Raw genomic sequence first — 24,420 nt, forward strand, 5'->3', positions numbered from 1 at the left:
GGTTCGAATCCGGCCGTCCCGACCACTGTGATGAATCAAGAAGCCTGCGCAGCGATGCGTGGGCTTTTTTGTGCGCGCGGTGTATGCTGCGCGCCACTCGTACTACCGCGGCTGCTGAACCCGGTACTCACGAGAACACATCATGGAATCTGCAAGAAACCGTGCCTGGCGTCGCAGCCAGGCCCGCAACCGTGGTGGCGACCGCGCCACGACCGCCGACAGCTACAAGCCCGAGAAGAACTGGAAGCTGCTGTACACGCGCGATGCCAAGCTCGCGCGCGCACGCCAGCTGGGCTTCACCTATCCGGTGCTCAGCGCCCGCCAACTGCAGGAACAGGAATGATCAACCTGCTGTTCGTCTGCAGCCGCAACCAGCTGCGCAGCCCGACCGCCGAAGCCATGTGGCGACGGCGGCCCGGCTTCACTGCGCGGTCGGCTGGCACCAGCCCGCATGCACGACGCCCCATCGGCCCGGCGGACATCCGCTGGGCCGATGTCATCTTCGTAATGGAGGCCAAGCATCAGCATCGACTGCAGGCCGCATACGCGCGCCTGCTGGAACACAAGCGCCTGCATTGCCTCGATGTTCCCGACGACTATCGCTGCATGGATCCCGTGCTGATGGATCTGCTGGACACCAAGGTGACGGCGTATCTCGATCAGCTGCCGGCAAAACGGTAGATCAGCTCCGGGTCGCCGTCATCCAGTCCATGCACGATGCCGCTGTCGATGAAGCCCGATGCAACGAGCAGGCGCTGCATGGCGATGTTGGAGGCATTGGTCGAGGTGAACAGCTTGCGTTGCCCACGCTGTGCGATCGCGTGCCGCAGCAGTGCGGCGCCGACGCCCTGGCTGCGCCGCCCGCGCGCGACCATCAGCATTTCGACGAAGGCTTCGCCGAAGAAGTGCTCATGGAGGGTCATGTAGCCGACGATCTCGCGCTCCTGTTCGGCAACATGCACGTTGCCCTGCGCCAACCACTCGCCGATCTGTTCCGCCCGTCGAGGGTCGCTTGCCGCCACGCTGTCGAGTGCGATCAGCGCAGAGGCATCGGTTGGCGTCGCGTCGCGGACACGCAGCACGGTCGCAGCGGGCATGATCGGGCTCCTGACAGGAGGGCCCAGTCTATCGGCTCTGCCGCAGGCGCAGTCGCACCCGCCGCAACCAGCGCGTGCTCGGCAGTCAATACACCCTGAACTCGGCACGGCAGCCGTCGCTGACCCAGATCCCGCGTCGGTCCCAGCCCCAGTTCTGGTCCTCGATGCAGGCCGTCACCGACTTCTGCTTGACCAGGCGCACCTCGTGGCGCACACGTATACGGCATTCCTTGTCCTTCTTTTCGTAGGACTCGCAGACCAGGCGCTCGCCATCATCGTCACGGTCCCTGCCGCGGCCCGGCCAGCGTCCGCGCCCATAGCCGTCGGCAACGAACTCGGCGCGGCAGCCGTCGGTCACCCACAACGTGCGGCGGCTCTGGCCCCAGTTCTGGTTCTCCACGCAGCGGGTGACCGACAGTTGCCTGGCCAGGCGCATCGGGCCCTCGATGGGGCATTGCTCGGTCTTGTTGAACTGGGATTCGCAGCGCAGCGCCGGAATGTGATCAGTGTCGTAGTCCTGGGCGGCCACGGTGGTGGCGGCCAGCAGCAGGGCAAGGGCGGCGCCGGTGATCGGCAGCAGCAGGCGAAGGGTCATGGGGAGCCTCGGGCGGGGATTCGGGCGGCAAGAATGACCCAGCACGGGGGCGTCGGAACGCATCGTTCCGGAAGTGGCTCAGTAGGGATTTAGTAGTGCGCACCGGCCCATGCAGAGGCTTACATCCCGTATCATCGCTGCACATCCGATCGCATCGGTTTACACCTTCTTACATGTCTTCCACGCCTGTCGGCGCAGCCTGTGGCTGCCGTCACTGGCGTGCGGGCGGCCTGTGAGGGAGGATGCGCGGACCACGACGACCACAGGGGGTTGCGTTGATCAGCAGTACCGTCATTCATCGCTCGGCCGACGCAGGCGGCGCCGAGGTGCGGGTCCTGGACACTACGTTCAAGGGCAAGCATGTGTTCATTGCCTGGGGCCTGCGCGGGCCGGAACTGACCCGTAGCGCGGACCCGGCAGCGACCGTGGCCGCACGCAAGGCGCTGCACGCGGTTGCCGGCCACAGTGAGGGGCCGCGCAGCCCGGAAGTGTTCATCGCCAATCAGTCGGCGGTGGCGATCACGGTCTATCGCCTGCTCACCGAAGCGCGCTCCGGTGATGCCATCTTCTTCCTGTGTGATTCGCAGGCGGTGGTCGATTGGCTCATCACCGCGCTGGAAGTGCAGGGCGCGGACTGATCCCGCGCTCCGGCGCGCATCGATTCACGCCAGCGCCGCGTCCACCGCCGCCCGCGCATGCAGTGCAGTGGTATCAAACAGCGGCACGGCGCTGTCCTCCGGCCCTACCAGCAGCATGATCTCGGTACAGCCCAGGATGATGGCTTCGGCACCGCGTGCCACCAGGCGCGCGATCACGTCGGCGTAGACCTGCCGCGAGCGTTCGCGGATCACACCGGCAATCAACTCCTGGTAGATGATGTCGTGCACGCTGCGACGATCATCGGCTTCGGGTACCAGTACCTCCAGCCCGAAGCGCTCCTGCAGCCGGCCGCGGTAGAAGTCCTGTTCCATGGTGAAGGCGGTGCCGAGCAGGCCCACCTTGCGAGCGCCTGCCTGCACGATGGCCTGGGCGGTGGGGTCGGCGATATGCAGCAGCGGGACGGGGCAGGCAGCCTCGATGCGGTCGGCCAGCTTGTGCATGGTGTTCGTGCAGATCAGCAGCAGATCGGCGCCGCCGGCCTGCAGGCGCCGTGCAGCGTCGGCCATGTGGTCGCCCAGCGCATCCCAGTCGCCGTCATGCTGCAGCTGCTTGATCGGGGCGAAGTCGACCGACCACAGCAGCAGCTGCGCCGAATGTGCGCCACCGAGGCGCTGCCGCACGTCCTCGTTGATGAGCCGGTAATACTGCGCCGAGCTTTCCCAGCTCATGCCGCCGATCAGGCCAAGGGTCTTCATGCACAGCTCCATGCCGGGGAGCCGTCATTGCAGCACAGCCGATGCGGAAGTTGCACTACACATTAGTGATTGCTAATGTGTTGGTCATGATCGAGAACGCCCTCTTCAAAGCGCTGGCCGACCCCACCCGCCGCCACATCTTCGAAAAGCTGGCCGAGGGCGGGCAGCATGCCAGCGCGCTGCGCGAGGGCATGGCGATCAGCCAGTCTGCGATGTCCCAGCACCTGGCGGTGCTGCGCGATGCCGGGCTGGTGAGCGAACAGCGCCAAGGCCGTTTCGTCCACTACGAGGTCGATCCGCGCGGGCTGGCGCACATCGGCAACTGGCTGCAGCGCTACCGGGCCTACTGGCCCGCGCGGATGGATGCCTTGCAGGATCTGCTGAAGGAGATGGACTGATGGACGATGTTCTGAACGAAGCGGCTCCCGCGTTGGTGATGGAGCAGTGGCTGCCAGCGCCACCGGAACGGGTCTGGCGCGCACTGTTCGATCCGGCGCTGCGTGAGCGCTGGTTGCCTGCGGCCGATCTTGCCGATCCGCAGCCTTGCCTGTGCGAGGAGGGGCGGGAACTGGGGTTCCACCTGCGCGATGCGCAGCCCCCGCATCTGCACAGCCTGGTGTGTTTCCGGCTGCGCGCGGACGGCGGGGGGACGGTGCTGACCATCGTGCATCGGCTCACCGACCTGCGCGCGCTGCTGCCGTTGGCCGCCAACGACGATCATCGCACCATGATGCGCGCGGCCTGAGCCGGCGCCTGGATCGAACGCTACAGGGAGCAGGCACATGCGGGACAGAATGCAGCTGATACCAATGGTGGTGGAACGCAGCGAGCGCGGTGAGCGCTCCCATGACATCTACTCGCGGCTCCTGCGCGAGCGCATCATCTTTCTCAACGGTGAAGTCGATGACACTGTGTCGGCGCTGGTCTGCGCGCAGCTGCTGTTCCTGGAATCGGAAAACCCGGAGAAGCCGATCCATCTGTACATCAACTCGCCGGGTGGAGTGATCTCCAGCGGCCTGGCGATGTACGACACCATGCAATACATCTCGGCCCCGGTGCATACGCTGTGCATGGGCACCGCGCGGTCGATGGGATCGTTCCTGCTGATGGCCGGCGAGCCCGGTCACCGTGCGGCGTTGGCCAATGCCAGCCTGCATGTGCATCAGCCGCTGGGCGGGGTGCAGGGCCAGGCGTCGGACATCTTCATCCATGCCGAGGAAATGCAGCGCACCAAGCAGCGCATCACCCGGCTGTATGCGCAGCATTGCGGACGCAGTGTCGAGGAGGTCGAGCAGACCCTGGACCGCGATCGTTTCATGAGTGCCGAGCAGGCATGCGAATGGGGCTTGATCGACCAGGTACTGGTACGGCGCGACGCGCTCGCGGCCTGAGCCTGCCTCTGTAACCACCGCATCCATGCTGCGCTGTGTGTGCCGCGCCAGGCCGGCGCACTCTATGCTGGTGGGATCTTCTGAAGTGGATGTCCGATATGGCCCTGCATACCTGGTGGTGGTTCCTCGCCACGGTGTTCGTTCTGTGTGGTACGCCGGGGCCGAACATGCTGCATATCCTCGGTCGCAGCGTCGGGCTCGGCTTTCGCGGTAGCGTGCCGGCGATGGCTGGCTGCCTGCTGGCGATGCTGCTGGTGCTGGCGGCCTCCGCAGCAGGCCTGAGTGCGCTGCTGCATTCCTCGCCGATGCTGTTTGAGGTGCTGCGCTATCTGGGCGTGGCCTATCTGGCCTGGCTGGGCCTGAAGGCATGGCGTGACAGTTGCCGGCCGGCACCACCGGTGACGGTCGATGCCGCGCTGCCGGTTGCGGCGTCGCTGGGCGCGTGGAAGGTGTTCCGTGGTGGCCTTCTGGTGGGCCTGAGCAATCCCAAGCTGCTGCTGTTCGCTGCGGCGTTCCTGCCGCAGTTCGTCGACCCGTCGCGTGGCCAGGCGCTGCAGTACAGCGTGCTGGTCGCCACCTTCGCCGGCTGCGAACTGTTCTGGTACGTGATGTATGCCGCCGGTGGCCATGGCCTGCGCCGATGGTTGGCCAAACCCTTCGCGCGGCGCTGGTTCGAGCGGCTGGTGGGCAGCGTTTTCCTGGCCTTTGCAGTGGCCCTGCTGCGTTTCCGCCCGCGCTGATTCACGCCGCGTACGCGGCCTGTTCACGACTGCCGCATCGGCTACGGCCTAGCCTGATCATCCAGTACGCAGTCCCCACGGGGAAAGGTTTGACATGATCAAGTGGGCCATCATCTTCGCCATCATCGGCGTCATTGCGGGCGTGCTCGGCTTCGGCGGCATTGCCGGCGCCGCGGTCGGCATCGCCAAGTTCCTGTTCTGGGCCGGCATCATCATCGCCGTGGTGCTGTTCCTGCTCGGCATGACCGTAGCGAAGAAGGTCAGCTAACGTTGATCGCGCAGCAGCGTACTCAGTGTGCGCTGCTGTGCGAGAACAGATTGATCACCAGTACGCCAGCACAGATCAGGCCGATGCCGATCAACGCCGGCGGATCCAGGCGCTGCTTGAACACCACCAGCCCGATCAACGAGATCAGCACGATGCCGACGCCGGACCAGATGGCGTAGGCAATGCCGGTCGGTATCGATTTCATGGTCACCGACAGCAGGTAGAAGCACAGTACATAGCCGACCAGCGCGCCCAGTGTCGGCGCCAGCCGGCTCATGCCGTCGGATGCCTTCAGCAGCGACGTGGCAATTACTTCCAGCACGATGGCAGCGGCAAGGTAGAGATAGGGATTCATTGAGCGCTCCTGCTCACTGCGGGTCGCATAGTTTCAGGGCCTGTTCGGCCATCGCCAATGCGTTGGCGCGTTCTTCCTCGTCCAGCGGTCGGCCGTAAGCGGTGGCCCAATAGCCATCGGCGGCACAGCGCGCTGCATACAGGCGGGCATCGTTGGCTTCGTCGGGGAATTCGGCCAGCATCGCGCGTTTCCAGGTGCGCCAGTGCACCAGCAGGCCGGGTTCCATCAGGTTGCCCATGGTCAGGCCGATGTCGTTGTCCTGTTCCTGCTGCAGCAGGTGTTCGAAGTTGGCCTGTACATAGGCGCGGCTGAAGCTGCCATGCCCCACCGGATTTTCCTGCAGCAGGGCGCGCACCCGTGCTTCGAACTCGCCGATGAGCGCGCCGATGGCCTCGTCGACCAGTACCTGCTTGCTGCTGAAATGATGGAACAGCGCGCCCTTGCTGACGCCTGCGGCATGTGCGACGTCCTGCACGGTCAGTGCCGCCAGGCCCTGCTGGCCGATCACTTCGATGGTGGCCTGCAGCAGCGACTGGCGCACGCTGTCGGGCGCCTTGCGGCGCGAACGGGAAGGGGATGCGGACATGGCAGGAAGAAACCGACTGGACGGTACGATTGTAGCGCAGGCCCACCGCCGCGCCGTAACTGCCGACCGTGGCCGGCAGCGTGGATTCAACCGTCGATGCGTGCGAAGCGCGGCTGCGGTCCGTGTTCGCCCGGTACCTGTTCGACGAACATCGGGTACGGGCGTACCCACAGGCCGCCTTCGCCATAGAGCGCGCGATACAGCACCAGTGGCTCCAGCGTCTCGCTGCTGCGCACGATGTCGATCACTTCGTACTCGCCGCCCTTGAAATGGCGGTAGCGGCCAGGGGCAAGGGTGGGCAGCGGGCTCAGCTCAGCCATGGTGCGCGCGGCTCACTTGCGCGCCGGGCTGGCCGGCTTCGCGCAGTAGGCATCGATGGCTTCGGCGGTGTTCGCCAGACCCTGCGCCTGCGCCAGTTCCCAAGGGCGTTCGCAGCGCTGGTTGTGCTCGCACCATTGGTAGCCGGCCGAACCGATGCAACCGTGGGCATCGCGATCGCCGCCGACCTTCGGCATGGAAGGCGAAGTGGCCGCCGTATCGGCACGTGCAGCGGCCTGATGCTGGTTGGCACAGGCGGACAGCACCAGCAGGGCTGGAATCAGAAGAAGCGCTTTCATCGGGCGGGCTCCGTGCCTAAAGCGACAGTGTCTGTCGCAAATAGCCCTGCAGCAAGCGCTCAGTGCATGGCGGCGCGGATCAGCTCTTCAATCAGCACCAGATAGCTGGCCACGAAATAGAACTTCAGCAGCGTCCAGCGCTGCTGCGAGAAGAAGGTGCGCATGTGGAAGGGGCCCCTGTTGGTGACGGTAGTGTGAAGCTCCGTCAACTCCGTGACAAGGGTCACGGAACGCCTTCACTAAACAGCCTCAGGGATGTGAGGGTTGGGAAGCGCCCGACCGAATCCTGAGGCATTTTCGTACAAATCTGATAGGCCATCTCCGACGCGATCGATAGCCTGAGGGTGTACTGGCACGTGGCCCTGCCGCCTGTCACCGCCTCTTTCCTTCCGCAGGAGCTTCTCATGGTCTTTACTGTCCAATGCACTGCCCGGCACTGGTCCGTGTTGCATCCGAAGGCGGGTGACGCCACCCGTTACGCCCGCGGTGCCGATGCCTTCGACGCGGCCGCTGCGCTGGCCCTCGAGCACCATCGTCGCACCGGCCAGCGCAGCACGGTCCGGGTCGAGGCACTCGGCAGCACGGTGGATGCGCTCCACGTCGGAGATTGACGCCACCGGCCGTGGCGCAGTCAGCCACGGTTGGGTTGTTTGAATGGGGAAAAACCGCCGCCGCGTACCCCCCTGTGCGCCGCCTCATGAATCCCGGATGCTTGCGCCATCGTATTCATCCGGAGATTTCGATGGGCAAGGCACTCACCTGGCGCACCCTGGCCTGCACCCTGCTGCCAATGCTGGCCGCTGCGGGCGGCGCCCAGGCGCAGAGCTATGGCTACGGTTATGACGATGACCGCTACGGCAGCCGCGAAGGCAGCGGCATCGTGCGCTGCGAATCGATCAAGAACCGCAGCAACGAGTGCCGCCTGGAAGGCCGGGCGCGGATGATCCGCCAACTGTCCGGCTCGCCCTGCGTGGAAGGCGAGACCTGGGGGCAATCGCGCTACGGTGTGTGGGTCACCCAGGGCTGCCGTGCCGAGTTCGTTGGCGAGTACCGCCGTGGCGGTGGCTGGGGTGGTGGCCATGGCAACGGCTGGGGCAACGGTGGCAATGGCTGGGGCGGAGGTGAGGTGATCACCTGCCATTCCAACGGCCACCGCCAGGAGTACTGCGATGCCCGCATCCGTCGTGGCGTACGCCTGGTGCGCCAGGATTCACGCAGCGCCTGCATCGAGGGCCAGACCTGGGGCTGGGACCGCCGTGGTATCTGGGTCAGCGATGGCTGCCGGGCCCAGTTCCAGGTGAATTGAGCGCGTCCCTCGAAAATCAGAATAATCTGATAGAGCTCACATTTTGAACGTCGTATCTTCTGCGATCAGGCGCACCTCTGTGTGCGCCTGACTCGTCGCGCCGATGCCTGCCGCAGGATGCCTGCCGCAGACGGCGTATGTGTCCCGCCCACCGTCGATACGCTGCCTCAAGGAGTGAGCTGCATGTTGATCCGCCTGCAATGCGAGCAACGCCAATGGCGCGTGCTGCACCCGGACCGGCCGGAACCGATCGAGTTCCGCGATGGTGCCCGGGCCTACGATTTCGCTGAAACCCTTGCACGCCTCCACTTCGTCGACACCGGGCAGCGCGCTGCGGTGCGGGTGGAGGCCAGCGGTGCGTTCGTGGAAGCGGTCAGCTACGGCTGAGGGTTGGGGTTTCCGGCCAGATCATCGTTCCGGAGCCCGCTAGCCACGCACGGCGTGGATCTACTTTGCATCTGTCTCCACGCATGGCGTGGATCGACCCCTGTTCCGCAGTAGATCCACGCCATGCGTGGATCTACTGGTGGTGACCGGCCTCAGCCTGCCGCGCTGAGCGGCGGGGTCCCGGCAGCCAGCTGCGGCCAGCGCTTGAGTACCGCCGCGCGGATGCCCGCCGCATCGATACCGGCTTCGGCCAGCAGGTCCTCACGGCTGGCGTGGTGCTGGTAACTGTCTGGCAGGCCCAGATGCAGGATCGGGCGCAGTACGCCTTCGGCGTTGAGCAGTTCGCCGACGCCGGAGCCGGCGCCGCCGGCCACCACGTTGTCTTCGATCGTGACCAGGCCCTCGTGCTGGGCGGCCACGGCCAGCACCAGCTCGCGGTCCAGCGGCTTGATGAAGCGCATGTTGACCACGCTCAGGCCCAGCTCGCGCCCGACCTGTTCGGCGGCCGCCACGGTGCTGCCAAAGGCCAGCAGTGCCACGCGGCTGCCCTGCAGGCGAAGCTCGCCCTTGCCGATCGGCAGGGTCGACAGGTCGGTACCGGCGGCGACGCCGGTGCCGGTGCCGCGCGGATAGCGCACGGCGGCCGGGCCCGGGTGCTGCAGGCCAGTGCTGAGCATCTGCCGGCACTCGGCTTCATTGGACGGAGCCATCACCACCAGGTTCGGCACGCAGCGCAGGAAGCTCAGGTCGAGGTTGCCGGCATGGGTGGCGCCGTCCGGGCCGACCACGCCGGCGCGGTCGATCGCGAACAGCACGTCCAGGTCCTGGATGGCCACGTCATGCACCAACTGGTCGTACGCACGCTGCAGGAAGGTCGAGTAGATCGCCACCACCGGCTTGCCACCCTGGGTGGCCATGCCGGCGGCGAGAGTGACCGCGTGCTGTTCGGCAATTGCCACGTCGAAATAGCGCTGCGGGTATTCCTTGCTGAAGCGCACCAGGCCGGAGCCCTCGCGCATCGCCGGGGTGATGCCGTACAGGCGCGGCTCGGCGGCGGCGGCGTCACACAGCCAGTCGCTGAACACATCGGTGTAGGTCGGCTTCTTGGCACCGGCCTTGGCCACCAGGCCCTTGTCCGGATCGAACGGGCCGACGGCGTGGTAACCGATCTGGTCGCCTTCGGCCGGCTCGTAGCCCTTGCCCTTGGTGGTCATCACGTGCAGCAGCTTCGGGCCCTTGGAGGCGCGCAGCGTCTTCAGCGTGGACAGCAGGGCGGACATGTCGTGACCGTCGATCGGACCGGTGTAGTGGAAGCCCATTTCCTCGAACATCGTGGACGGCACGAACATGCCCTTCCAGTGTTCTTCCCAGCGCTTCACGAAGCGCGCCGGGTTGTTCTTCTTGTCGCCGAGGATCTTCTTGCCGCCTTCGCGCAGCGCGTTGAGCGTGCGGCTGCCGGTGGCGCGGCCGAGCATCTTGGTCAGGCCACCCACCGCCTCCGAGATCGACATGTTGTTGTCGTTGAGGATCACCAGCAGGTTCGGCTCGGGCTCCATGCCGCCGGCGTGCATCAGCGCTTCGAAGGCCATGCCGGCGGTCATTGCGCCATCACCGATCACTGCAACGACCTGGCGGTTGTCGCCTTCGGACTGGCGGGCGATGGCCATGCCGAGTGCGGCCGAGATCGAGGTCGAGGAGTGGCCGACGCCGAAGGTGTCGTACTCGCTCTCTTCGCGCTTCGGGAACGGCGCGACGCCGTCCTTCTGCTTGACGGTGTGGATCTCGTCGCGGCGACCGGTCAGGATCTTGTGCGGGTAGGTCTGGTGACCGACGTCCCAGACCAGCTGGTCCTGCGGAGTCTGGTACAGGTAGTGCAGGGCCACGGTGAGTTCGATCACGCCCAGGCCGGCGGCGAAGTGGCCGCCGCTCTTGCCCACCGACTCGATGAGGTAGGCGCGCAGTTCGTCGGCGACCGCCCTCAATTCGGATTCGTCGAACGTGCGCAGGTCATCCGGTGTCTGGATGCGCGCGAGGCGGGGATAGCGGGCAGAGTCGATCATCATGTTCGCACTTGTTCTGAACGCCCATTTTCGCCCTCAAACGGGGGTGGGGCAAGCAAACGCCGCCGCCCGTGACAGGACGGTGAGGGTTGCATTTTCAGCGATTCAGGTGCTCAGTTTTGACCGCTTGGGCAATTGCGCCTTCAGGAAGGCCATCTGGTCGGCCAGGATGTTGCGGTTGGACAGGATCAGGTGCTCGATCCAGCTGGGCCGGTAAGGCACCGCCAGCAACGGCATTCCGGCCTGCTGCGGGGTGCGGTCGCTCTTGCGCGAGTTGCAGTGGAAGCAGGCGGTGACCACGTTTTCCCAGCAGTCCAGGCCCCCCTTGGACAGCGGCATGACGTGGTCGCGGGTGAGCGTGGGGCGGTTGAACTGCTGGCCGCAGTACATGCACAGGTGCGCGTCGCGGGCGAACAGGGCCGGGTTGGTCAGGTTCGGCGTGGGGTCGATCGCGCGGGAGCGGGCGTGGCCGCGGGCGGCGATGATCGGGTGCAGGTCCATGCCGCTCTGCAGGCCGCTGAAGCGGTTGGTGCCGCCGTGGATGTGCAGGCAGGGATCGCCCAGCGTCCAGGCCACGGCTTCACGAGCGTAGAGGCAGGCCGCATCCTGCCAGGTGATCCAGTCCAGTACGCGTCCGTGGGCATCCAGCGAGAGCAGCCGGACCGAACCGGGGCGATGCAGCGTCGTGGCGTTGGGCGATGCTTCGGCGCCCGGAGCAGAAAACGGAGCTCCGGCTTCGATCAGACCCAAGCGTGTAGTGTCTGTCTCCATCGGGAGAACAGCTTATACCTGAATGTTGACGATTTGTGTATCGCCAACCGGCGATACACAAATCGTCAACATTCAGGTCCACGCATTCCACCTATTCCCCGCGCCTGTCGGCGCGCCCCCTTTAACAAAAGGGGGCTTTTCTCCAGAGGGATTGTGGGGCGGGCTGTCAGGCTGGGGTCGGATCCCTTTCCGCAGGAAAGGGCTCTGACCCCGCATCCANAACCGGCGATACACAAATCGTCAACATTCAGGTCCACGCATTCCACCTATTCCCCGCGCCTGTCGGCGCGCCCCCTTTAACAAAAGGGGGCTTTTCTCCAGAGGGATTGTGGGGCGGGCTGTCAGGCTGGGGTCGGATCCCTTTCCGCAGGAAAGGGCTCTGACCCCGCATCCACGCATGGCGTGGATCTGCCGTGTCGACCAAGGTCGACACCTACCAGCAGCAGAAATCTGTCGAAGGCGGGGTGGGTCCGGTTGCGGGGGCGTGAGCCGCATGGATGCGGCGACCGAGCTTACATGGACGTACTTGCAGCGTCCCCCGCAATTGGACCCACCTCGCCACCCCGCAGGAAGCCAGCTCTTGCCGTTGATGTTGCTGTTGCGGTGGCCGGCCAGCGGCCGGCACTACTGCGGGTGCCGGGCGCAGCCCGGCTCAGGCGCCGAAGCGCTCGTCGTCCATCGCCATCAGCGGGGCGGCGCCGGCCTGGATCGCGGCGGCGTGGCTGAGGGTGCGCGGCAGCACGCGGGTGAAGTAGAACCGTGCGGTCTCGCGCTTGCCCTGGGCGAAAGCGGCGCCGTGCGCGCTGGCATCGGCGGCCGCCACGCTGCGGGCCCACCAGTAAGCCAGCACCACGTAGCCCGAATAGAACAGGTAGTCGTAGCTGGCTGCGCCCAGTTCGTCCGGGTTGGCGGCCGCGCGCTGCAGCACGTCCAGGGTCAGCTTGCCCCATTCGGCGGCCTTGGCGCGCAGCGGGCCGATGAACTCGGCCAGCGCTTCGTTGCCCTCGTTGGCCTTGGCGAACGCCTCGATCTCGGCCAGCATCAGCTTCAGGCCGGCGCCCTGGCTGGACGCGGTCTTGCGGCCGATCAGGTCCAGCGCCTGGATGCCGGTGGTGCCTTCATACAGCGTGGTGATGCGGGCATCGCGGGCCAGCTGCTCCATGCCGTGTTCGCGGATGTAGCCGTGGCCACCGAAGCACTGCAGGGCGTTGTAGGTGTTCTCGATGCCCCATTCGGTCTGGCAGGCCTTGGAGATCGGGGTCAGGAAGCTCACCAGGGTGTCGGCGCGCTCGCGCTCGGCGGCATCCTCGGCGTGGTGGGCGACGTCGATCAGGGTGGCGGCGTGCAGGGCCAGCAGGCGGCTGCCCTCGACCAGTGACTTCACCGTCAGCAGCATGCGGCGCACATCCGGATGGACCAGGATCGGGTCGGCCGGCTTGTCCGGGAACTTGGCGCCGCTCAGGGCGCGCGACTGCAGGCGCTCACGGCTGTACTTCAGTGCGTTCTGGTAGGCGCGCTCGGACAGGCCGATGCCCTGCAGGCCGACGCCCAGGCGCGCGGTGTTCATCATGGTGAACATGGCCTGCAGGCCCTTGTGCGGCTGGCCGACCAGGTAACCCTGCGCACCATCGAAGTTCATCACGCAGGTAACCGACCCCTTGATGCCCATCTTGTGCTCGATCGAGCCGCAGCGCAGTGCGTTGCGCTCGCCGACGTTGCCTTCGCGGTCGACCTTGAACTTCGGGGTGACGAACAGCGAGATGCCCTTGGCACCCGGAGGAGCGTCGGGCAGTTTGGCCAGCACCAGGTGCACGATGTTGCCGGTCAGGTCATGCTCGCCGGCGGTGATGAAGATCTTGGTGCCGGTGATCGAATAGCTGCCATCGGCATTCGGCTCGGCCTTGGTCTTGAGCAGGCCCAGGTCGGTGCCGCAGTGCGGTTCGGTCAGGCACATGGTGCCGGTCCAGCGGCCCTCGATCAGCGGCTTCAGGAAGGCCTCGTGCTGCCAGGCTTCGCCGTGCTGCTTCAGCGCTTCGATGGCGCCGTGCGAGAGCAGCGGGAAGTTGCCCCACGCCAGGTTGGCGGCATTGATCATTTCGTTGAGCGGCACGCCCAGGGTGTGCGGCAGTCCCTGGCCGCCCAGCTCCGGCGAGGCGGTCAGGCCGGTCCAGCCGCCATCGACGAACTGGTCGTAGGCCTGCTTGAAGCCGGGCGGGGTGGTCACTTCGCCGGTGGCCTGGTCGAGCACGCAGCCGATCTCGTCGCCGACGCTGTTGAGCGGGGCCAGCACGGTGGCGCTGAAGCGGCCGGCTTCTTCCAGCACGGCATCGACCACGTCGGCGGTGGCGTCGGTGAAGCCCAGGCGGGCGAACAGGGGTTCGACCTTGAGCACGTCGTGCAGGGCGAAACGGAGGTCGGAAAGCGGGGCGGTGTAGCTGCTCATCGGTACGTCTCGATTTGATCAGGGCAGGGGAGAGCGGCGCGGGGCGCCGCGACGAAAGGCGGGTTCAGCGCAGTACGCCGGGCAGGCCGGGGGCCTGGTTGAGGGTGCTGCGGCTGCTGATGTCGAAGCTGCGCTGCTTCTTTTCCTGCGGCGTGGCCGCCACCGTTCCCTTCAGGCCATAGGCCAGGGTGCGGTTGCCGGCCAGCGCGTCGGCCACCACCAGGCGTGCGGCCGAGCTGGGCACGAGGTCGACATTGATGACGTCGGCGGAGGTGCCGCCGATGGAGATGCCGGGCTTGGCCATCAGGGTGCCGGCGTCGCTGTCGCCGACAGTCAGCGCCAGTGCGACATCATCGAAGGTCATCGGCATGGAACTGTAGTTCTGCAGGCGCAGGGCCACGGTCCAGTTGCCGTCGGCGCGCACGGTCAGCTGCTGCAGGCTGGCCGCCGGTTCCGAAACACGCTTGACGATGCCGTTGTTGCAGGCAACAAGGGCGAGGGTGCACAGGACGATCAAGGCGATACGGAAGCGGTGGAGCATGGGCGCAGGTCCTCTGGAGGGGTGCGTTGGATAAGCATACTACGGCGTATGGTTGTTTGGAGCGCCTGTGGCGACCCGTCGCAGAGGGTAGCGCGTGAAGATGGCGGACGGGCGTGCGCGGCGCCGGATCGAGCGCGCGTGGTGCGCCGGATTGCGGCGCGGTTCAATCGGTGGCCGTATCGCGCAACGGAGCCATCAGGCGCAGTGGTCCGAGGTCGTAGCCCATGGCTTCGGCTTTTTCTTTCAGCTGTTCGAACCGGGCGCGATCCATTTCCGGCAGGCGCGAGAGAATCCACAGGTACTTGCGGTCCGGTTCACCGACCAGCGCCCATTGGTAGTCCGGGTCCAGTGCCAGAACCCAGTAGTCGGCCCAGACCAGTGGCACCCAGCTCAGCCAGTCCGGCACGAAGCGCACCTGCAACTGGCCGGGATGGCCGGCAACCGGGCGCGCCACGCCTTCAGCAACCACGCGTTCGCCATCGCCGTTGCGGCAGGCATTGGTGACACTGATGCGGCCATCGCGGCGCAGCCCGTAGTTGGCGGTGATCTCGCCGACACACTGCTTCTGGAACGACACCGGCAGGTGCGCGATCTCGTGCCACTGGCCTGCATAGCGGTCGATGTCCAGCGTGTCGACTGCACGCACCGGTTCGGCGGCGATCACCGGAAAGACGGCCAGCAGCAGGCAGGCGAGCAGGGCGGGGCGCAGAGGCATCGGCAGGCTCCAGGCAGGAGTCTGGAGCGTAGGTGCCACGGCACGGGCCGGTGTAAATGTTTCGTCAATCGACAGGTAGCCGCCTGTCATGGAAGAAGGTCAGGCGTTGAGGGGGTATCGCGAACAAAAAAAGACCTGCATTTCTGCAGGTCTCTGAAGATGGTGGCCGAAGACGGAATCGAACCGCCGACACGGGGATTTTCAATCCCCTGCTCTACCAACTGAGCTACTCGGCCAAATTGTGTGGCAACCGTGATCAAACCCGGTTTCCGGAAAAAAAAGACCCGCATTTCTGCAGGCCTTCGAAAGTGGTGGCCGAAGACGGAATCGAACCGCCGACACGGGGATTTTCAATCCCCTGCTCTACCAACTGAGCTACTCGGCCACATGTTTCGTAGCAGCGAGGTCGCTGCCAAGGAGGCGTATATTACGGAGGTCGGCAGTCTTCGGCAAGCGTTTCGCCAAGATTTCTTCACATTGCCGTCTGCGCGCTCGCAAGTGCTTGATCCTCCGTTGTGGGGCGGGCGTGGCCAATCGATCATCGTCTGCCGTGGAAATCAGCGGGTCGCCGCAGGCGCGAATGCTGCAAGGGCAGGGGCTGCGCCGGACCTGCGCGGGTCCGGGCAATGGAACGCTGTTTTCGTGGCCGCCATCGGGGGTCGTCGCGGCGTAGTGTCGGCAGTCCTTTCCTGATGCTGGCAACAGCAGAGACCTGGCCATGTCCGATCCCTCGACCACCTCCCGCATCGTGCTTGCGTCGCGTCCGCAGGGAGCGCCGAGTGCGGCCAACTTCCGCCTGGAACAGGCTGCGCTGCCGGCATTGGCGGATGGCGAAGTGCTGCTGCGCAACCGCTACCTGTCGCTGGACCCGTACATGCGTGGACGCATGGACGAGGGCCCGTCGTACGCCGCGCCGGTGGCGGTGGGCGCGGTGATGGAGGGCCAGACCGTGGCCGAAGTGCTGCGATCCAACGCCGAAGGTGTGGCGGTGGGAGATCTGCTGCTGGCGCCGGGCGGTTGGCAGACCCATGTGGTACTGCCGGCCAAGGCGCTGGGGCGTCGGCTGGATCCGGCCGGCCTGCCGTTGAGTACGGCGCTGGGCGTGTATGGCATGCCCGGTTTCACCGCCTATTCCAGCCTGCATGAAATCGCCCGCCTGAAGCCAGGCGAGACGCTGGTGGTGGCCGCCGCGACCGGGCCGGTCGGCGCGACTGTGGCGCAGCTGGCCAAGCTGCAGGGCGCGCGCGTGGTCGCCATCGCCGGTGGCGAAGCCAAGCGCGCCTATCTGCAGACGCTGGGGGTGGACGTGGCGCTGGATCATCGCGCCGCTGATTTCGCCGCGCAGCTGCGCGCAGCGGTGCCTGCGGGCATCGATGTGTACTTCGAGAATGTCGGCGGCCATGTGCTGGATGCGGTGCTGCCGCTGCTCAATGACTTCGCCCGCATTCCGGTCTGCGGCACCATCGCCACCTACAACGAGCGCGGCGTCGAGCAGCCCGGCCCTGATCGCCTGCCGGCATTGTTCAGCCAGATCCTGCGCCAGCGCCTGACCGTGCGTGGTTTCATCGTGCACGACTTCAACCACCTGTGGCCGGACTTCGAACGCGAGATGCCGCAATGGCTGCGCGAAGGCCGCGTCCAGTACCGCGAGGATGTGGTGGAAGGGCTGGAGAATGCGCCGGAGGCGTTCTTCGGGCTGCTGAAGGGGCACAACTTCGGCAAGCTGGTGGTGAAGCTGGATTGAGAGCTTGGTGGCGTGCCGACCAAGGTCGGCACCTACCGGAAGCTGGGCGTGCCGACCAAGGTCGGCACCCACGTCAGGCAGTCGAGGCCTTCTCGCGGCGCAGCAGTTCGCGCTTGCGCGCTACGCCCCAGGCATAGCCGGACAGGTCGCCGTCGCGGCGCACCACGCGGTGGCAGGGTACGGCCACCGCCAACGGATTGCTTGCGCATGCGCGTGCGACGGCACGGCTCGAGCGCGGCGCGCCGATGCGCGCGGCGATATCCGCATACGAGGCGGTCTGCCCACGTGGGACCTGCTGCAGCGCCTGCCACACCCGTTGCTGGAACGCGGTGCCACGGATATCCAGCGGCAGCGTGGCGCCTCGCGAAGGATCCTCGACCAGGCCCACCACCTGTGCCACCAGTTGCTCGTAGCCCTGGTCGGCGCCGACCAGTTCGGCCTGGCGGAAGCGTTGCTGCAGCGACTGCAGCAGTGTCTCCGGATCGTCGCCGAGCAGGATCGCGACCACGCCGGTCCCGCTGCTGGCCACCAGCACGCTGCCAAGGGAACTTTCGGCAAGCGCGAAGTGGATGACTTCGCCGCGCCCCCCTGCGCGCCATTGCTTGGGCGTCATGCCCAGCAACTTCGGTGCGTTCTCGTAGAAGCGTCCACTGGAACCGAAGCCAGCATCGTGGAAGGCGTCGGTGATGCGTTCCTGTTGTTCCAGCCCGGTGCGCAGGCGGTCAGCGCGCAGCGCGGCGGCGTACTGCTTGGGGGTCAGCCCGGTGGACTGCTTGAACAGGCGATGCAGGCGCGTCGGGCTGCAGCCAGCGATATCGGCCAGTTCCTGCAGCGAGGGTTCGTCGAGGCTGGCCTGCAGGTGCCGGCAGACCCGTTCGATGCGGTCATTGAGGGCGGTGGTGGCGGTACTGTCCATGGCCGGATTCTGGCACGTGCCGGTGCTGCGGAAACTCCGTTTCCTGCACCCGTCAGCAAGGTCCGGAAACGGAGTGTTGGCGGGCCGAAGGCACGGCATCGTGGCGGCCACTTCACCACCGGTACCACGATCATGCGCCTGAACAACAAGATCGCCCTCATCACCGGAGCCAGCGCCGGCATCGGCCGCGCCAGCGCGCTGCGCTTCGCCGCCGAAGGGGCAAAGCTGGTGCTCAATGCACGGCGGCTGGAACCGCTGCAGGCGCTGGCCGAACAGATCCGCGCCGCCGGTGGGGAAGTGGTGGTGCATGCTGCCGACGTGGCCGACCCAGGCACGGCGCAGGCGCTGGTCGATCTGGCCCAGCAGTCCTTCGGCGGCCTGGATGTCGCGCTCAACAATGCCGGCATGCTCGGCCCCGGTGTACCGGCCGCGGAGTTCCCGCTGGACGCCTGGCGCGAGGTGATGGCCACCAATCTGGATGCCGCTTTCCATGCCGCACGCGCACAGTTGCCGGCACTGATTGCGCGTGGCGGCGGCTCGCTGGTGTTCGTCGGGACCTTCGTCGGCCACACCGTGGGATTCCCGGGCATGGCAGCCTATGCGTCGAGCAAGGCCGGGCTGATCGGCCTGAGTCAGGTGATCGCTGCCGAATACGGTGCGCGCGGCGTGCGCAGCAACGTACTGCTGCCCGGTGGCACCGATACCGAAATGGGCCGGCAGGCCGCACCGACCGGCGATGCCCGCGACTTCGTGCGCTCGCTGCACGCACTCAAGCGCCTCGCCGAGCCGGAAGAGATCGCCAATGCCGCGTTGTTCCTGGCCAGCGATGAAAGCAGTTTCGTTACCGGCAGCGCGATGCGCGTGGAGGGTGGGGTGTCGATCACCCGTACCTGAGCGCGGTCACGTGCGTGGTGAGTAGCGAATACCGCTGCAGGCCATGAAGCCTTTCGGATCGAAACGGGCCCAGGCTTCGCCCCAGTCGAACCGGGCGCAGCCGCCGGCCAGTTTTCGCCCCAATGCCGTGGCCAAGGTGCGGCGCATGAAGGCGACTTCGGCATCGATGGTTGCCTGGGTTGGCCAGCCGTCTTCCAGTGTTGCACCGGGTAGATCGGCGCCCATCGCCAAGATGTCGAGCTGTTGCCCGTGGAAGCACAGGCTGATGCCAGCGGGCGCACCACCCAGGCTGAGCCGGTGCAGGCTGAGCCAGTGATAGCCGGTGCCGACATCGCGCTCGTCACGCACCAGCGCGGCAAAGGCGACACGCGCTTCATCCCGAGACAAGGTGGGGCCGATCAGCGTCGGCAGGTTGCCGAGCTGGATGCCGCCATCGGCAGGGTTGAGGATCATCGGTACGGCGTGCGCCGCGTGCAGGGGAGACAAGGGCATGGCGTACCCGGAAGGCATAATGCATTGGAAACTGGACGTGCCGCATGCCCGCGGCAACCCGTATGCATTGGTTGCCACATCGATGTCGGTCATGCTCTGCACCTCGTTCGCCATCAGGATCGTACATGCAACAGCTCCACGCCGCCGATGCGAGCAACATCGACTGGCCTTCACTGCAGGCGGCGTATGGCAGTGCTGGTGATGCCGGCGAGCTGATGGTCGCCCTGCAGAACGCGGAACACCAGGAGGACTGGGGGGAGCTGTGGTCACATCTGTGCCACCAGGGCACGGTGTACCCAGCGAGTCATGCGGCGCTGCCTGTGTTGCTGGGCATCGCCCTGCAGGACGCTCGTTTGGATGCGGATGACGCCCTGTTGCTGGCCGGAGCCATCGTGGCCGGTTCGGTGCCGGAGGATCCGGGATTGCACCCGCATTCGTCGACGATCGGGGCATTGATCGACGTGGTGGAGGCCCGGCTGACTCTGCCAGTGATCGACGCGGATGCACAGCTCTTCGCACGGCGCGCGTTGCGCCAGGCCTGGCTCGGGCTGAAGGGGGAAAAGGTGTGGTCCCTGCATCTGGACCGGTTGGAAGAAGGCGAATTGGTAGGCGAGTGCGATCGCTGTGGTGCTGACCTGTATGCCGAGTTCGACGAAGAAGCGCCCTATCTCTGCCATGAGGATCCGGTGCATGGGGCGCCCACGATCCGCACTCCGTTGCAGGCAGGATCGCCGCTGAACGCAGTAGAGCAGTGGTTGCTGCAGCAGGCCCTGCGCGACGGTGATCACCAGGCCGTGCGGCTGCTGGGATTAGCCTTTGGAGAAGCACCGTGCAGCGCGTGCGGCCGCATGTTCCCTGTGCGCAGCTGCGCGGGAGGCTGAGGAGGGCCGGCTGCACGCAGCGTTCGCGCCGGGCTGACCTGCGGATTACCCGGCAGCCTCTAGCGTGGAGCCAGGGCTGGCATGTGCCAGTGCAGGAGCGAGCGATGAGTGAGCGCGACAACGATCAGAGCGACCCGAAGCAGGGTGTGCAGGAAAGCCGTCAGGACCGGAAGCAGGATGACGTGGCGAAGCGCAGGCCAGCGCAGCGTGATGAACAGGTGCGTGATGCGCATTCGCGCAGCCCGCAGCGCAAGGACGGGGGCCTGAATCCGGCCTGAACCGTGGGCGCTGAAAAGAAAAAACCCGCAGATCACGGAGATCTACGGGTTCTTCTGAATGGTGGTGGAGCCAAGGAGGATCGAACTCCTGACCTCGTCATTGCGAACGACGCGCTCTCCCAGCTGAGCTATGGCCCCACGGCAGGGTTTCAGTGTAGCGCTGCCTGCCGGGCTTGCCAAGCGCCGGGCCGGGACGGCGGCGGCACAAGGCCTGCCACCGTCCTAATCCGGTTCAGTGTAGGGCCCGGCGCAGCAAGGCGCCCGCGCGCTGAACCGCTACGTCAGTGCTGGCACTGACCGTGCGCAGGTGGATGCAGGCGTGGATCATCCCGGGCAGGCGTTCCAGCGTGCAGTCGATACCTGCCGCCTGCAGCCGCCCTGCGTACTGCTCGGCCTCGTCGCGCAGCGGGTCGTGCTCGCAGCTGAGGATGGTGGCTGGTGCCAGCCCCTGCAGGTCGGTTGCGTGGGCGGGCGAGGCCAGCGCCGACGGTTGGGCCAGACCACCCAGATAGGCCTGCCAGCAGCGCTGCATCAGTTTAGCGCTGAGGTAATAGCCCGTGGTGTAGTCCCGGTAGGAATCGCTGCCCATGCCAGCATCCAGCGCCGGGTACAGCAGCAGCTGGTGGCACGGTTGCGGCAGGCCCCGTTCGCGCAGCAGCAGGCAGCAGGCGGCGGCGAGATTGCCACCGGCGCTGTCGCCACCGATTGCCAGGCGCTGTGGGTCCAGGCCGAGGCGATCCGCATTGGCCTGCAACCACCGCCAAGCGTCGGCGACGTCATGTAGTGGAACCGGGAACGGGTGCTCCGGCGCCAGCCGGTAGCCGACCGCGGCGATCACGCAGCCGCTGGCATTGGCCAATGCCCGGCAGGGTCCGTCATAGACCGCCAGCGAGCACTGGAACCAGCCGCCACCGTGGGCGAACAGCAGAGCCGGTACCGGTCCATCGGGCAGCCCTTCCGGCGTGTAGAAACGCAGCTCCAACGCATGCCCGTCGCGCGCGATTACCGTGTGCTCGATCACGTGTGCGACGGCCTGTGGTGCTCCCTGCAACTGTGGCAGCGCGCTCTCGCTGATCACCCGCAGTTCGCGCAGGTCTTCCGGCAGCGCATGGGCGGCGACGGCGTCGACGAACTCCTGCAGCGCCGGTTCAAGCAGCATGGCGTGCCTCCAGCAGGAAGGGCAGCAACTGCGCCAGGAACGCCTGCGGTGCTTCTTCCATGATGAAGTGGCCGCAGCCCGGCACGATGCTGCCGCGTACATCGTCGGCATGTGGCTGCAGGGTTAGCATCGGCGCATCGCCGGTGGCGTGCTCGGCGCCGATGGCCAGTACCGGCATTGGCAGGCGGCGCTGCGCACGCTGCTTGTTCTGGCGGATCGTCTCCGGAATCGCGCGATACCAGGCGAAACCTGCGCGCAATGCGCCCGGACGGCTGTAGGCGGCAATGTAGGTGTCGGCGGCCACCGCATCGCGGCGGTACGACCAGCGATCGAACATGAATTCCAGGTAGGCGCGCTCGCGGCCACTGATCAGTGCCTCGGGCAGGTCGGCCACCTGGTTGAACATGAAGTGCCAGAGGAAGATGTTGTCGGCCGGTGCGGCAAAGATGCCCGGTTCCGGGGCCAGACCGGGAATCACCGCTTCGGTGACGGCCAGCTGGCGCACCGCCTGCGGCTGGTCGCTGGCCAGCGCATAGGCGATCCACATGCCGATGTCATGCCCGACCACCTGATAACGGTCGTGGCCCAGCGCCTGCATGGTCTGGTGCAGGACGGCGGCGGCGCTGCCGGTGTCGTAGCCGTGGGCGGGGCGATCGGATTCGCCGATGCCCGGCGGATCCACGGCAATCGCTTCGAAGCCGGCCTCGGCCAGGGCGTGCAGTACGTGGCGCCAGGCGTACCAGGTCTGCGGCCAGCCGGGAATCAGCAGCACGGGTTCACCGTGGCCCGCGGACACGCAATGCACGCGCTGGCCATCGATGCGCAGGTAGTGGTGGCGCAGCGAAGCGTCGCCGGCAGCGCCAGCGGAAAGGGAAGTGGTCATGGGGGAGTGCTCCGTGGGGGCTCAGGCGATGCCGAGCATGTGCTGCATCTGCGCGGTGCTGATCGGTGCACCGGCGAAGTCGTCGAAGATCTTGTCGGTGACCGGAATGATGTGGTCGCGGATGAATGCAGCGCCTTCGCGTGCACCGGCTTCCTGGTCCTTCAGGCAGCACTCCCACTCCAGCGTCGCCCACCCCTGGTAGTCGTACTGGGCCAGCTTGGAGAAGATCGACTTGAAATCGACCTGGCCGTCGCCCAGCGAGCGGAAGCGACCGGCCCGTTCGGTCCAGTCGGCATAGCCGCCATAGATGCCCTGGCGGCCGCTGGGGCGGAACTCCGCATCCTTGACGTGGAACATGCGGATCAGCGGGTGATAGATGTCCAGGTACTCCAGGTAGTCCAGCTGCTGCAGGACGAAGTGGCTGGGATCGAACAGGATTCGGCAGCGCTCGTGCTGGCCGACGCGTTCGAAGAAGCGCTCGAAGCTGGTGCCGTCATGCAGGTCTTCGCTGGGATGGATCTCATAGCAGAGGTTGATGCCGTTGTCCTCGCAGGTATCGAGGATCGGCCGCCAGCGTCGTGCCAGTTCGTCGAACGCCGCGTCGATCAGGCCCGGCGGGCGCTGCGGGAACGGGAACAGGTACGGCCAAGCGAACGAGCCGGAGAAGGTGCCCATGTCCTGCAGGCCGAGCCGTCGCGAGGCACGGGCGGCCAGGTGCAGCTGCTGCTGCGCCCATTCGCTGCGCGCCCTCGGATTGCCGCGCAGTGCTTCCGGGGCGAAGCCATCGCAGAGTTCGTCGTAGGCCGGATGCACGGCCACCAGCTGGCCGAGGATGTGGGTGGTCAGTTCGCTGACCTGCAGGCCGTGCTCGGCCAGTGTGCCGCGGATGTCATCGCAGTAGTCCTGGCTGTCGGCGGCGGTGGCCAGGTCGAACAGGCGTGCATCCCACGCGGGAATCTGCAAGGCCTTGAAGCCATGGCCGGCGGCCCACGCGGCAATGCCGGCGAGGCTGTTGAACGGGGCCTGGTCGCCGGCGAACTGCGCCAGGTGCAGGCTGGGGCCCTTGAGGGTCTGCATGTGTTGCTCCAATTGTTTGTCGATCAACAAAGAATAGGCGTGACCCTCGCGGCGGTCAACACCCGCGTTACACTGCGCGCCTCACTGGAGCAGGCAGGCAGATGGCAGGGCGACCGCGCGAATTCGACAGGGACCAGGCGTTGCGCAAGGCGATGCTGCTGTTCTGGCAGCACGGTTATGAAGGCACGTCGATGTCGGCACTGGTCGAGGCACTGGGCATCGCCTCTGCACGCATCTACGCCGCGTTCGGCAGCAAGGAGCAGTTGTTCCGCGAAGCCGTTGCGCTGTACGAGGACGGCGAGGGCGGCTTCGCGCCGCGCGCGCTGGAGCAGGCAACGCTGCGCGAGGCGATCGGGTCCATGCTGCGTGACGCCGTGTTGACCTACACCCGGCGTGGGCGGCCGCACGGTTGCCTGGTGGTGTCTTCGGCCAGCAGCGTCTCGCCCGATGGCGAGGGCGTCCGGGACTGGTTGGCCAGCCATCGTCGCCAGCGTACGGCGGCGATCATCGCGCGCCTGCAGCAGGCGCAGTCCGAAGGGCAGCTGGCCGGCGATGTGGCGGTGCAGGCACTGGGCGATCACTTCGCCACGGTGCTGCACGGCATCTCGGTGCAGGCCCGCGACGGCATCAGCCGCGAGCGACTGCTGGCGATGGTCGATATCGCGCTGACCCCGTTGCCCTGAGATCCGGGGTCAGATCCGTTTCCCCTTGGGAAACGGATCTGACCCCAGGCGGTGCTGGATGACTGTGCCGAAACCGCTTGTTTCGCCGGGTTTGGGTGCTGCGCAACGAAATCGTAACAATTTGGGGGATAATGGCGGCTTGCGCAGTTGTCCTCCTTTTTGCCGCCCGGCTCGCGCAGGCCGCAC

33 protein-coding genes and 3 tRNA genes are annotated in these 24,420 nt (G+C 66.3%); 16 read left to right on the forward strand and 20 right to left on the reverse strand.

Going from position 1 to position 24,420, the window contains the following annotated elements; genetic code table 11:
- The first annotated feature begins 142 nt into the window (after positions 1-142).
- Together D5301_RS12930 and D5301_RS12935 are read left to right on the forward strand one after the other, a co-directional pair.
- Entirely contained in the window at positions 143-343 is a 201-nt protein-coding gene (locus tag D5301_RS12930) for a hypothetical protein (protein ID WP_153855902.1), read from the forward strand.
- A complete protein-coding gene (locus D5301_RS12935; RefSeq protein WP_153855903.1) occupies positions 340-681 on the forward strand; it encodes a phosphotyrosine protein phosphatase in 342 nt (113 codons plus the stop codon). Before D5301_RS12930 ends, D5301_RS12935 begins: the two co-directional genes overlap by 4 nt.
- Here the strand turns inward: D5301_RS12935 and D5301_RS12940 are convergent.
- Together D5301_RS12940 and D5301_RS12945 are read right to left on the reverse strand one after the other, a co-directional pair.
- Positions 660-1,097: a GNAT family N-acetyltransferase gene (locus D5301_RS12940; RefSeq protein WP_153855904.1), complete on the reverse strand. Its 438-nt coding sequence runs from the start codon at positions 1,095-1,097 to the stop codon at positions 660-662. The two genes, D5301_RS12935 and D5301_RS12940, sit on opposite strands and share 22 nt — an antisense overlap.
- Before the next feature lie 85 nt (positions 1,098-1,182).
- Positions 1,183-1,692 carry a DUF3011 domain-containing protein gene (locus D5301_RS12945; protein WP_153855905.1) on the reverse strand — a complete coding sequence of 170 codons (510 nt, stop codon included), beginning with the start codon at positions 1,690-1,692 and terminating at the stop codon, positions 1,183-1,185.
- Between the two features lie 242 nt (positions 1,693-1,934).
- Here D5301_RS12945 and D5301_RS12950 point away from each other — a divergent pair, with 242 nt between their 5' ends.
- Complete coding sequence (locus tag D5301_RS12950; protein ID WP_100435043.1) at positions 1,935-2,330, forward strand: hypothetical protein; 396 nt, start codon at positions 1,935-1,937, stop codon at positions 2,328-2,330.
- A 24-nt stretch (positions 2,331-2,354) separates the two neighbouring features.
- Here D5301_RS12950 and D5301_RS12955 read toward each other — a convergent pair whose 3' ends face one another.
- The gene (locus D5301_RS12955; protein ID WP_110712971.1) at positions 2,355-3,047 is read right to left on the reverse strand and encodes an aspartate/glutamate racemase family protein; all 693 of its coding nucleotides are present in this window, start codon (positions 3,045-3,047) and stop codon (positions 2,355-2,357) included.
- 86 nt (positions 3,048-3,133) lie between these two features.
- On the opposite strand from D5301_RS12955, the gene D5301_RS12960 reads away from it, so the two are divergent.
- From D5301_RS12960 to D5301_RS12980, 5 genes are all read left to right on the forward strand, one after another.
- On the forward strand, positions 3,134-3,445 hold the full coding sequence (locus tag D5301_RS12960) for a metalloregulator ArsR/SmtB family transcription factor (protein WP_042358872.1): 312 nt from the start codon (positions 3,134-3,136) through the stop codon (positions 3,443-3,445).
- Positions 3,445-3,792, forward strand: a complete 348-nt coding sequence (locus D5301_RS12965; RefSeq protein WP_088026629.1) for a polyketide cyclase — start codon at positions 3,445-3,447, stop codon at positions 3,790-3,792. The genes D5301_RS12960 and D5301_RS12965 overlap by 1 nt, the downstream gene beginning before the upstream one ends.
- A 37-nt stretch (positions 3,793-3,829) precedes the next feature.
- A complete protein-coding gene (locus D5301_RS12970) occupies positions 3,830-4,438 on the forward strand; it encodes an ATP-dependent Clp protease proteolytic subunit (RefSeq protein ID WP_032128666.1) in 609 nt (202 codons plus the stop codon).
- A gap of 98 nt (positions 4,439-4,536) precedes the next feature.
- A complete protein-coding gene (locus tag D5301_RS12975; RefSeq protein ID WP_032128667.1) occupies positions 4,537-5,178 on the forward strand; it encodes a LysE family translocator in 642 nt (213 codons plus the stop codon).
- Positions 5,179-5,272: 94 nt separating this feature from the next.
- The gene (locus D5301_RS12980; protein WP_006380555.1) at positions 5,273-5,446 is read left to right on the forward strand and encodes a DUF1328 domain-containing protein; all 174 of its coding nucleotides are present in this window, start codon (positions 5,273-5,275) and stop codon (positions 5,444-5,446) included.
- Between the two features lie 22 nt (positions 5,447-5,468).
- Here the strand turns inward: D5301_RS12980 and D5301_RS12985 are convergent, their stop codons facing one another.
- The 4 genes from D5301_RS12985 to D5301_RS13000 form a co-directional block, all read right to left on the reverse strand.
- Positions 5,469-5,801 (reverse strand): SMR family transporter, encoded by a 333-nt coding sequence (locus D5301_RS12985; protein ID WP_153855906.1) that lies wholly within the window; start codon positions 5,799-5,801, stop codon positions 5,469-5,471.
- Positions 5,802-5,814: 13 nt separating this feature from the next.
- Positions 5,815-6,387, reverse strand: coding sequence for a TetR/AcrR family transcriptional regulator (locus D5301_RS12990; RefSeq protein WP_153855907.1), 573 nt, complete (start codon positions 6,385-6,387; stop codon positions 5,815-5,817).
- Positions 6,388-6,473: 86 nt separating this feature from the next.
- Positions 6,474-6,707, reverse strand: coding sequence for a DUF1653 domain-containing protein (locus D5301_RS12995; RefSeq protein ID WP_111117902.1), 234 nt, complete (start codon positions 6,705-6,707; stop codon positions 6,474-6,476).
- Between the two features lie 12 nt (positions 6,708-6,719).
- Positions 6,720-7,004 (reverse strand): hypothetical protein, encoded by a 285-nt coding sequence (locus tag D5301_RS13000; protein WP_153855908.1) that lies wholly within the window; start codon positions 7,002-7,004, stop codon positions 6,720-6,722.
- 404 nt (positions 7,005-7,408) lie between these two features.
- Here D5301_RS13000 and D5301_RS13005 point away from each other — a divergent pair, with 404 nt between their 5' ends.
- From D5301_RS13005 to D5301_RS13015, 3 genes are all read left to right on the forward strand, one after another.
- Complete coding sequence (locus tag D5301_RS13005; protein ID WP_110712966.1) at positions 7,409-7,615, forward strand: hypothetical protein; 207 nt, start codon at positions 7,409-7,411, stop codon at positions 7,613-7,615.
- A gap of 131 nt (positions 7,616-7,746) precedes the next feature.
- Positions 7,747-8,310 carry a DUF3011 domain-containing protein gene (locus D5301_RS13010; protein WP_153855909.1) on the forward strand — a complete coding sequence of 188 codons (564 nt, stop codon included), beginning with the start codon at positions 7,747-7,749 and terminating at the stop codon, positions 8,308-8,310.
- A gap of 183 nt (positions 8,311-8,493) precedes the next feature.
- Positions 8,494-8,697, forward strand: a complete 204-nt coding sequence (locus D5301_RS13015) for a hypothetical protein (protein ID WP_005417823.1) — start codon at positions 8,494-8,496, stop codon at positions 8,695-8,697.
- A gap of 152 nt (positions 8,698-8,849) precedes the next feature.
- Here the strand turns inward: D5301_RS13015 and dxs are convergent, their stop codons facing one another.
- The 7 genes from dxs to D5301_RS13050 all read right to left on the reverse strand — a co-directional run bounded on the left by dxs (position 8,850) and on the right by D5301_RS13050 (position 15,612).
- Complete coding sequence (gene dxs, locus D5301_RS13020; protein ID WP_049424033.1) at positions 8,850-10,757, reverse strand: 1-deoxy-D-xylulose-5-phosphate synthase; 1,908 nt, start codon at positions 10,755-10,757, stop codon at positions 8,850-8,852.
- Between the two features lie 105 nt (positions 10,758-10,862).
- Positions 10,863-11,528, reverse strand: coding sequence for an HNH endonuclease (locus tag D5301_RS13025; protein WP_019336875.1), 666 nt, complete (start codon positions 11,526-11,528; stop codon positions 10,863-10,865).
- 652 nt (positions 11,529-12,180) lie between these two features.
- On the reverse strand, positions 12,181-13,971 hold the full coding sequence (locus tag D5301_RS13030; protein WP_153855910.1) for an acyl-CoA dehydrogenase C-terminal domain-containing protein: 1,791 nt from the start codon (positions 13,969-13,971) through the stop codon (positions 12,181-12,183).
- A 64-nt stretch (positions 13,972-14,035) separates the two neighbouring features.
- Positions 14,036-14,512, reverse strand: a complete 477-nt coding sequence (locus tag D5301_RS13035) for an LEA type 2 family protein (RefSeq protein ID WP_110712962.1) — start codon at positions 14,510-14,512, stop codon at positions 14,036-14,038.
- A 163-nt stretch (positions 14,513-14,675) separates the two neighbouring features.
- Positions 14,676-15,227, reverse strand: coding sequence for a lipocalin family protein (locus tag D5301_RS13040; RefSeq protein WP_153855911.1), 552 nt, complete (start codon positions 15,225-15,227; stop codon positions 14,676-14,678).
- A 160-nt stretch (positions 15,228-15,387) separates the two neighbouring features.
- Positions 15,388-15,463, reverse strand: a tRNA-Phe gene (locus tag D5301_RS13045).
- A gap of 73 nt (positions 15,464-15,536) precedes the next feature.
- Positions 15,537-15,612: transfer RNA gene (locus tag D5301_RS13050), tRNA-Phe, on the reverse strand.
- Positions 15,613-15,945: 333 nt separating this feature from the next.
- Between D5301_RS13050 and D5301_RS13055 the strand changes: the two genes are divergently transcribed.
- Complete coding sequence (locus D5301_RS13055; RefSeq protein WP_153855912.1) at positions 15,946-16,971, forward strand: NADP-dependent oxidoreductase; 1,026 nt, start codon at positions 15,946-15,948, stop codon at positions 16,969-16,971.
- 73 nt (positions 16,972-17,044) lie between these two features.
- On the opposite strand, the gene D5301_RS13060 is transcribed toward D5301_RS13055, so the two are convergent.
- Positions 17,045-17,887, reverse strand: a complete 843-nt coding sequence (locus D5301_RS13060; protein WP_153855913.1) for a methylated-DNA--[protein]-cysteine S-methyltransferase — start codon at positions 17,885-17,887, stop codon at positions 17,045-17,047.
- Positions 17,888-18,019: 132 nt separating this feature from the next.
- On the opposite strand from D5301_RS13060, the gene D5301_RS13065 reads away from it, so the two are divergent.
- A complete protein-coding gene (locus tag D5301_RS13065; RefSeq protein WP_153855914.1) occupies positions 18,020-18,781 on the forward strand; it encodes an SDR family oxidoreductase in 762 nt (253 codons plus the stop codon).
- 6 nt (positions 18,782-18,787) lie between these two features.
- Here the strand turns inward: D5301_RS13065 and D5301_RS13070 are convergent, their stop codons facing one another.
- A complete protein-coding gene (locus D5301_RS13070; protein WP_153856125.1) occupies positions 18,788-19,273 on the reverse strand; it encodes a hypothetical protein in 486 nt (161 codons plus the stop codon).
- 215 nt (positions 19,274-19,488) lie between these two features.
- On the opposite strand from D5301_RS13070, the gene D5301_RS13075 reads away from it, so the two are divergent.
- Complete coding sequence (locus D5301_RS13075; RefSeq protein ID WP_164161553.1) at positions 19,489-20,154, forward strand: hypothetical protein; 666 nt, start codon at positions 19,489-19,491, stop codon at positions 20,152-20,154.
- A 104-nt stretch (positions 20,155-20,258) separates the two neighbouring features.
- Positions 20,259-20,432: a hypothetical protein gene (locus D5301_RS24040; protein WP_194936639.1), complete on the forward strand. Its 174-nt coding sequence runs from the start codon at positions 20,259-20,261 to the stop codon at positions 20,430-20,432.
- 62 nt (positions 20,433-20,494) lie between these two features.
- Here the strand turns inward: D5301_RS24040 and D5301_RS13080 are convergent.
- From D5301_RS13080 to D5301_RS13095, 4 genes are all read right to left on the reverse strand, one after another.
- Positions 20,495-20,570 (reverse strand) — tRNA-Ala (locus D5301_RS13080).
- Between the two features lie 94 nt (positions 20,571-20,664).
- Positions 20,665-21,591 carry an alpha/beta hydrolase gene (locus D5301_RS13085; RefSeq protein ID WP_153855916.1) on the reverse strand — a complete coding sequence of 309 codons (927 nt, stop codon included), beginning with the start codon at positions 21,589-21,591 and terminating at the stop codon, positions 20,665-20,667.
- Complete coding sequence (locus D5301_RS13090; RefSeq protein ID WP_110712949.1) at positions 21,581-22,474, reverse strand: alpha/beta hydrolase; 894 nt, start codon at positions 22,472-22,474, stop codon at positions 21,581-21,583. Before D5301_RS13090 ends, D5301_RS13085 begins: the two co-directional genes overlap by 11 nt.
- A gap of 21 nt (positions 22,475-22,495) precedes the next feature.
- Positions 22,496-23,551, reverse strand: coding sequence for a sugar phosphate isomerase/epimerase family protein (locus tag D5301_RS13095; protein ID WP_153855917.1), 1,056 nt, complete (start codon positions 23,549-23,551; stop codon positions 22,496-22,498).
- Between the two features lie 101 nt (positions 23,552-23,652).
- Between D5301_RS13095 and D5301_RS13100 the strand changes: the two genes are divergently transcribed.
- Positions 23,653-24,234 carry a TetR/AcrR family transcriptional regulator gene (locus D5301_RS13100; RefSeq protein WP_110712947.1) on the forward strand — a complete coding sequence of 194 codons (582 nt, stop codon included), beginning with the start codon at positions 23,653-23,655 and terminating at the stop codon, positions 24,232-24,234.
- Positions 24,235-24,420: the final 186 nt, after the last annotated feature.

The organism is Stenotrophomonas sp. MH181796, assembly GCF_009659995.1.
Classification (GTDB): domain Bacteria; phylum Pseudomonadota; class Gammaproteobacteria; order Xanthomonadales; family Xanthomonadaceae; genus Stenotrophomonas; species Stenotrophomonas riyadhensis.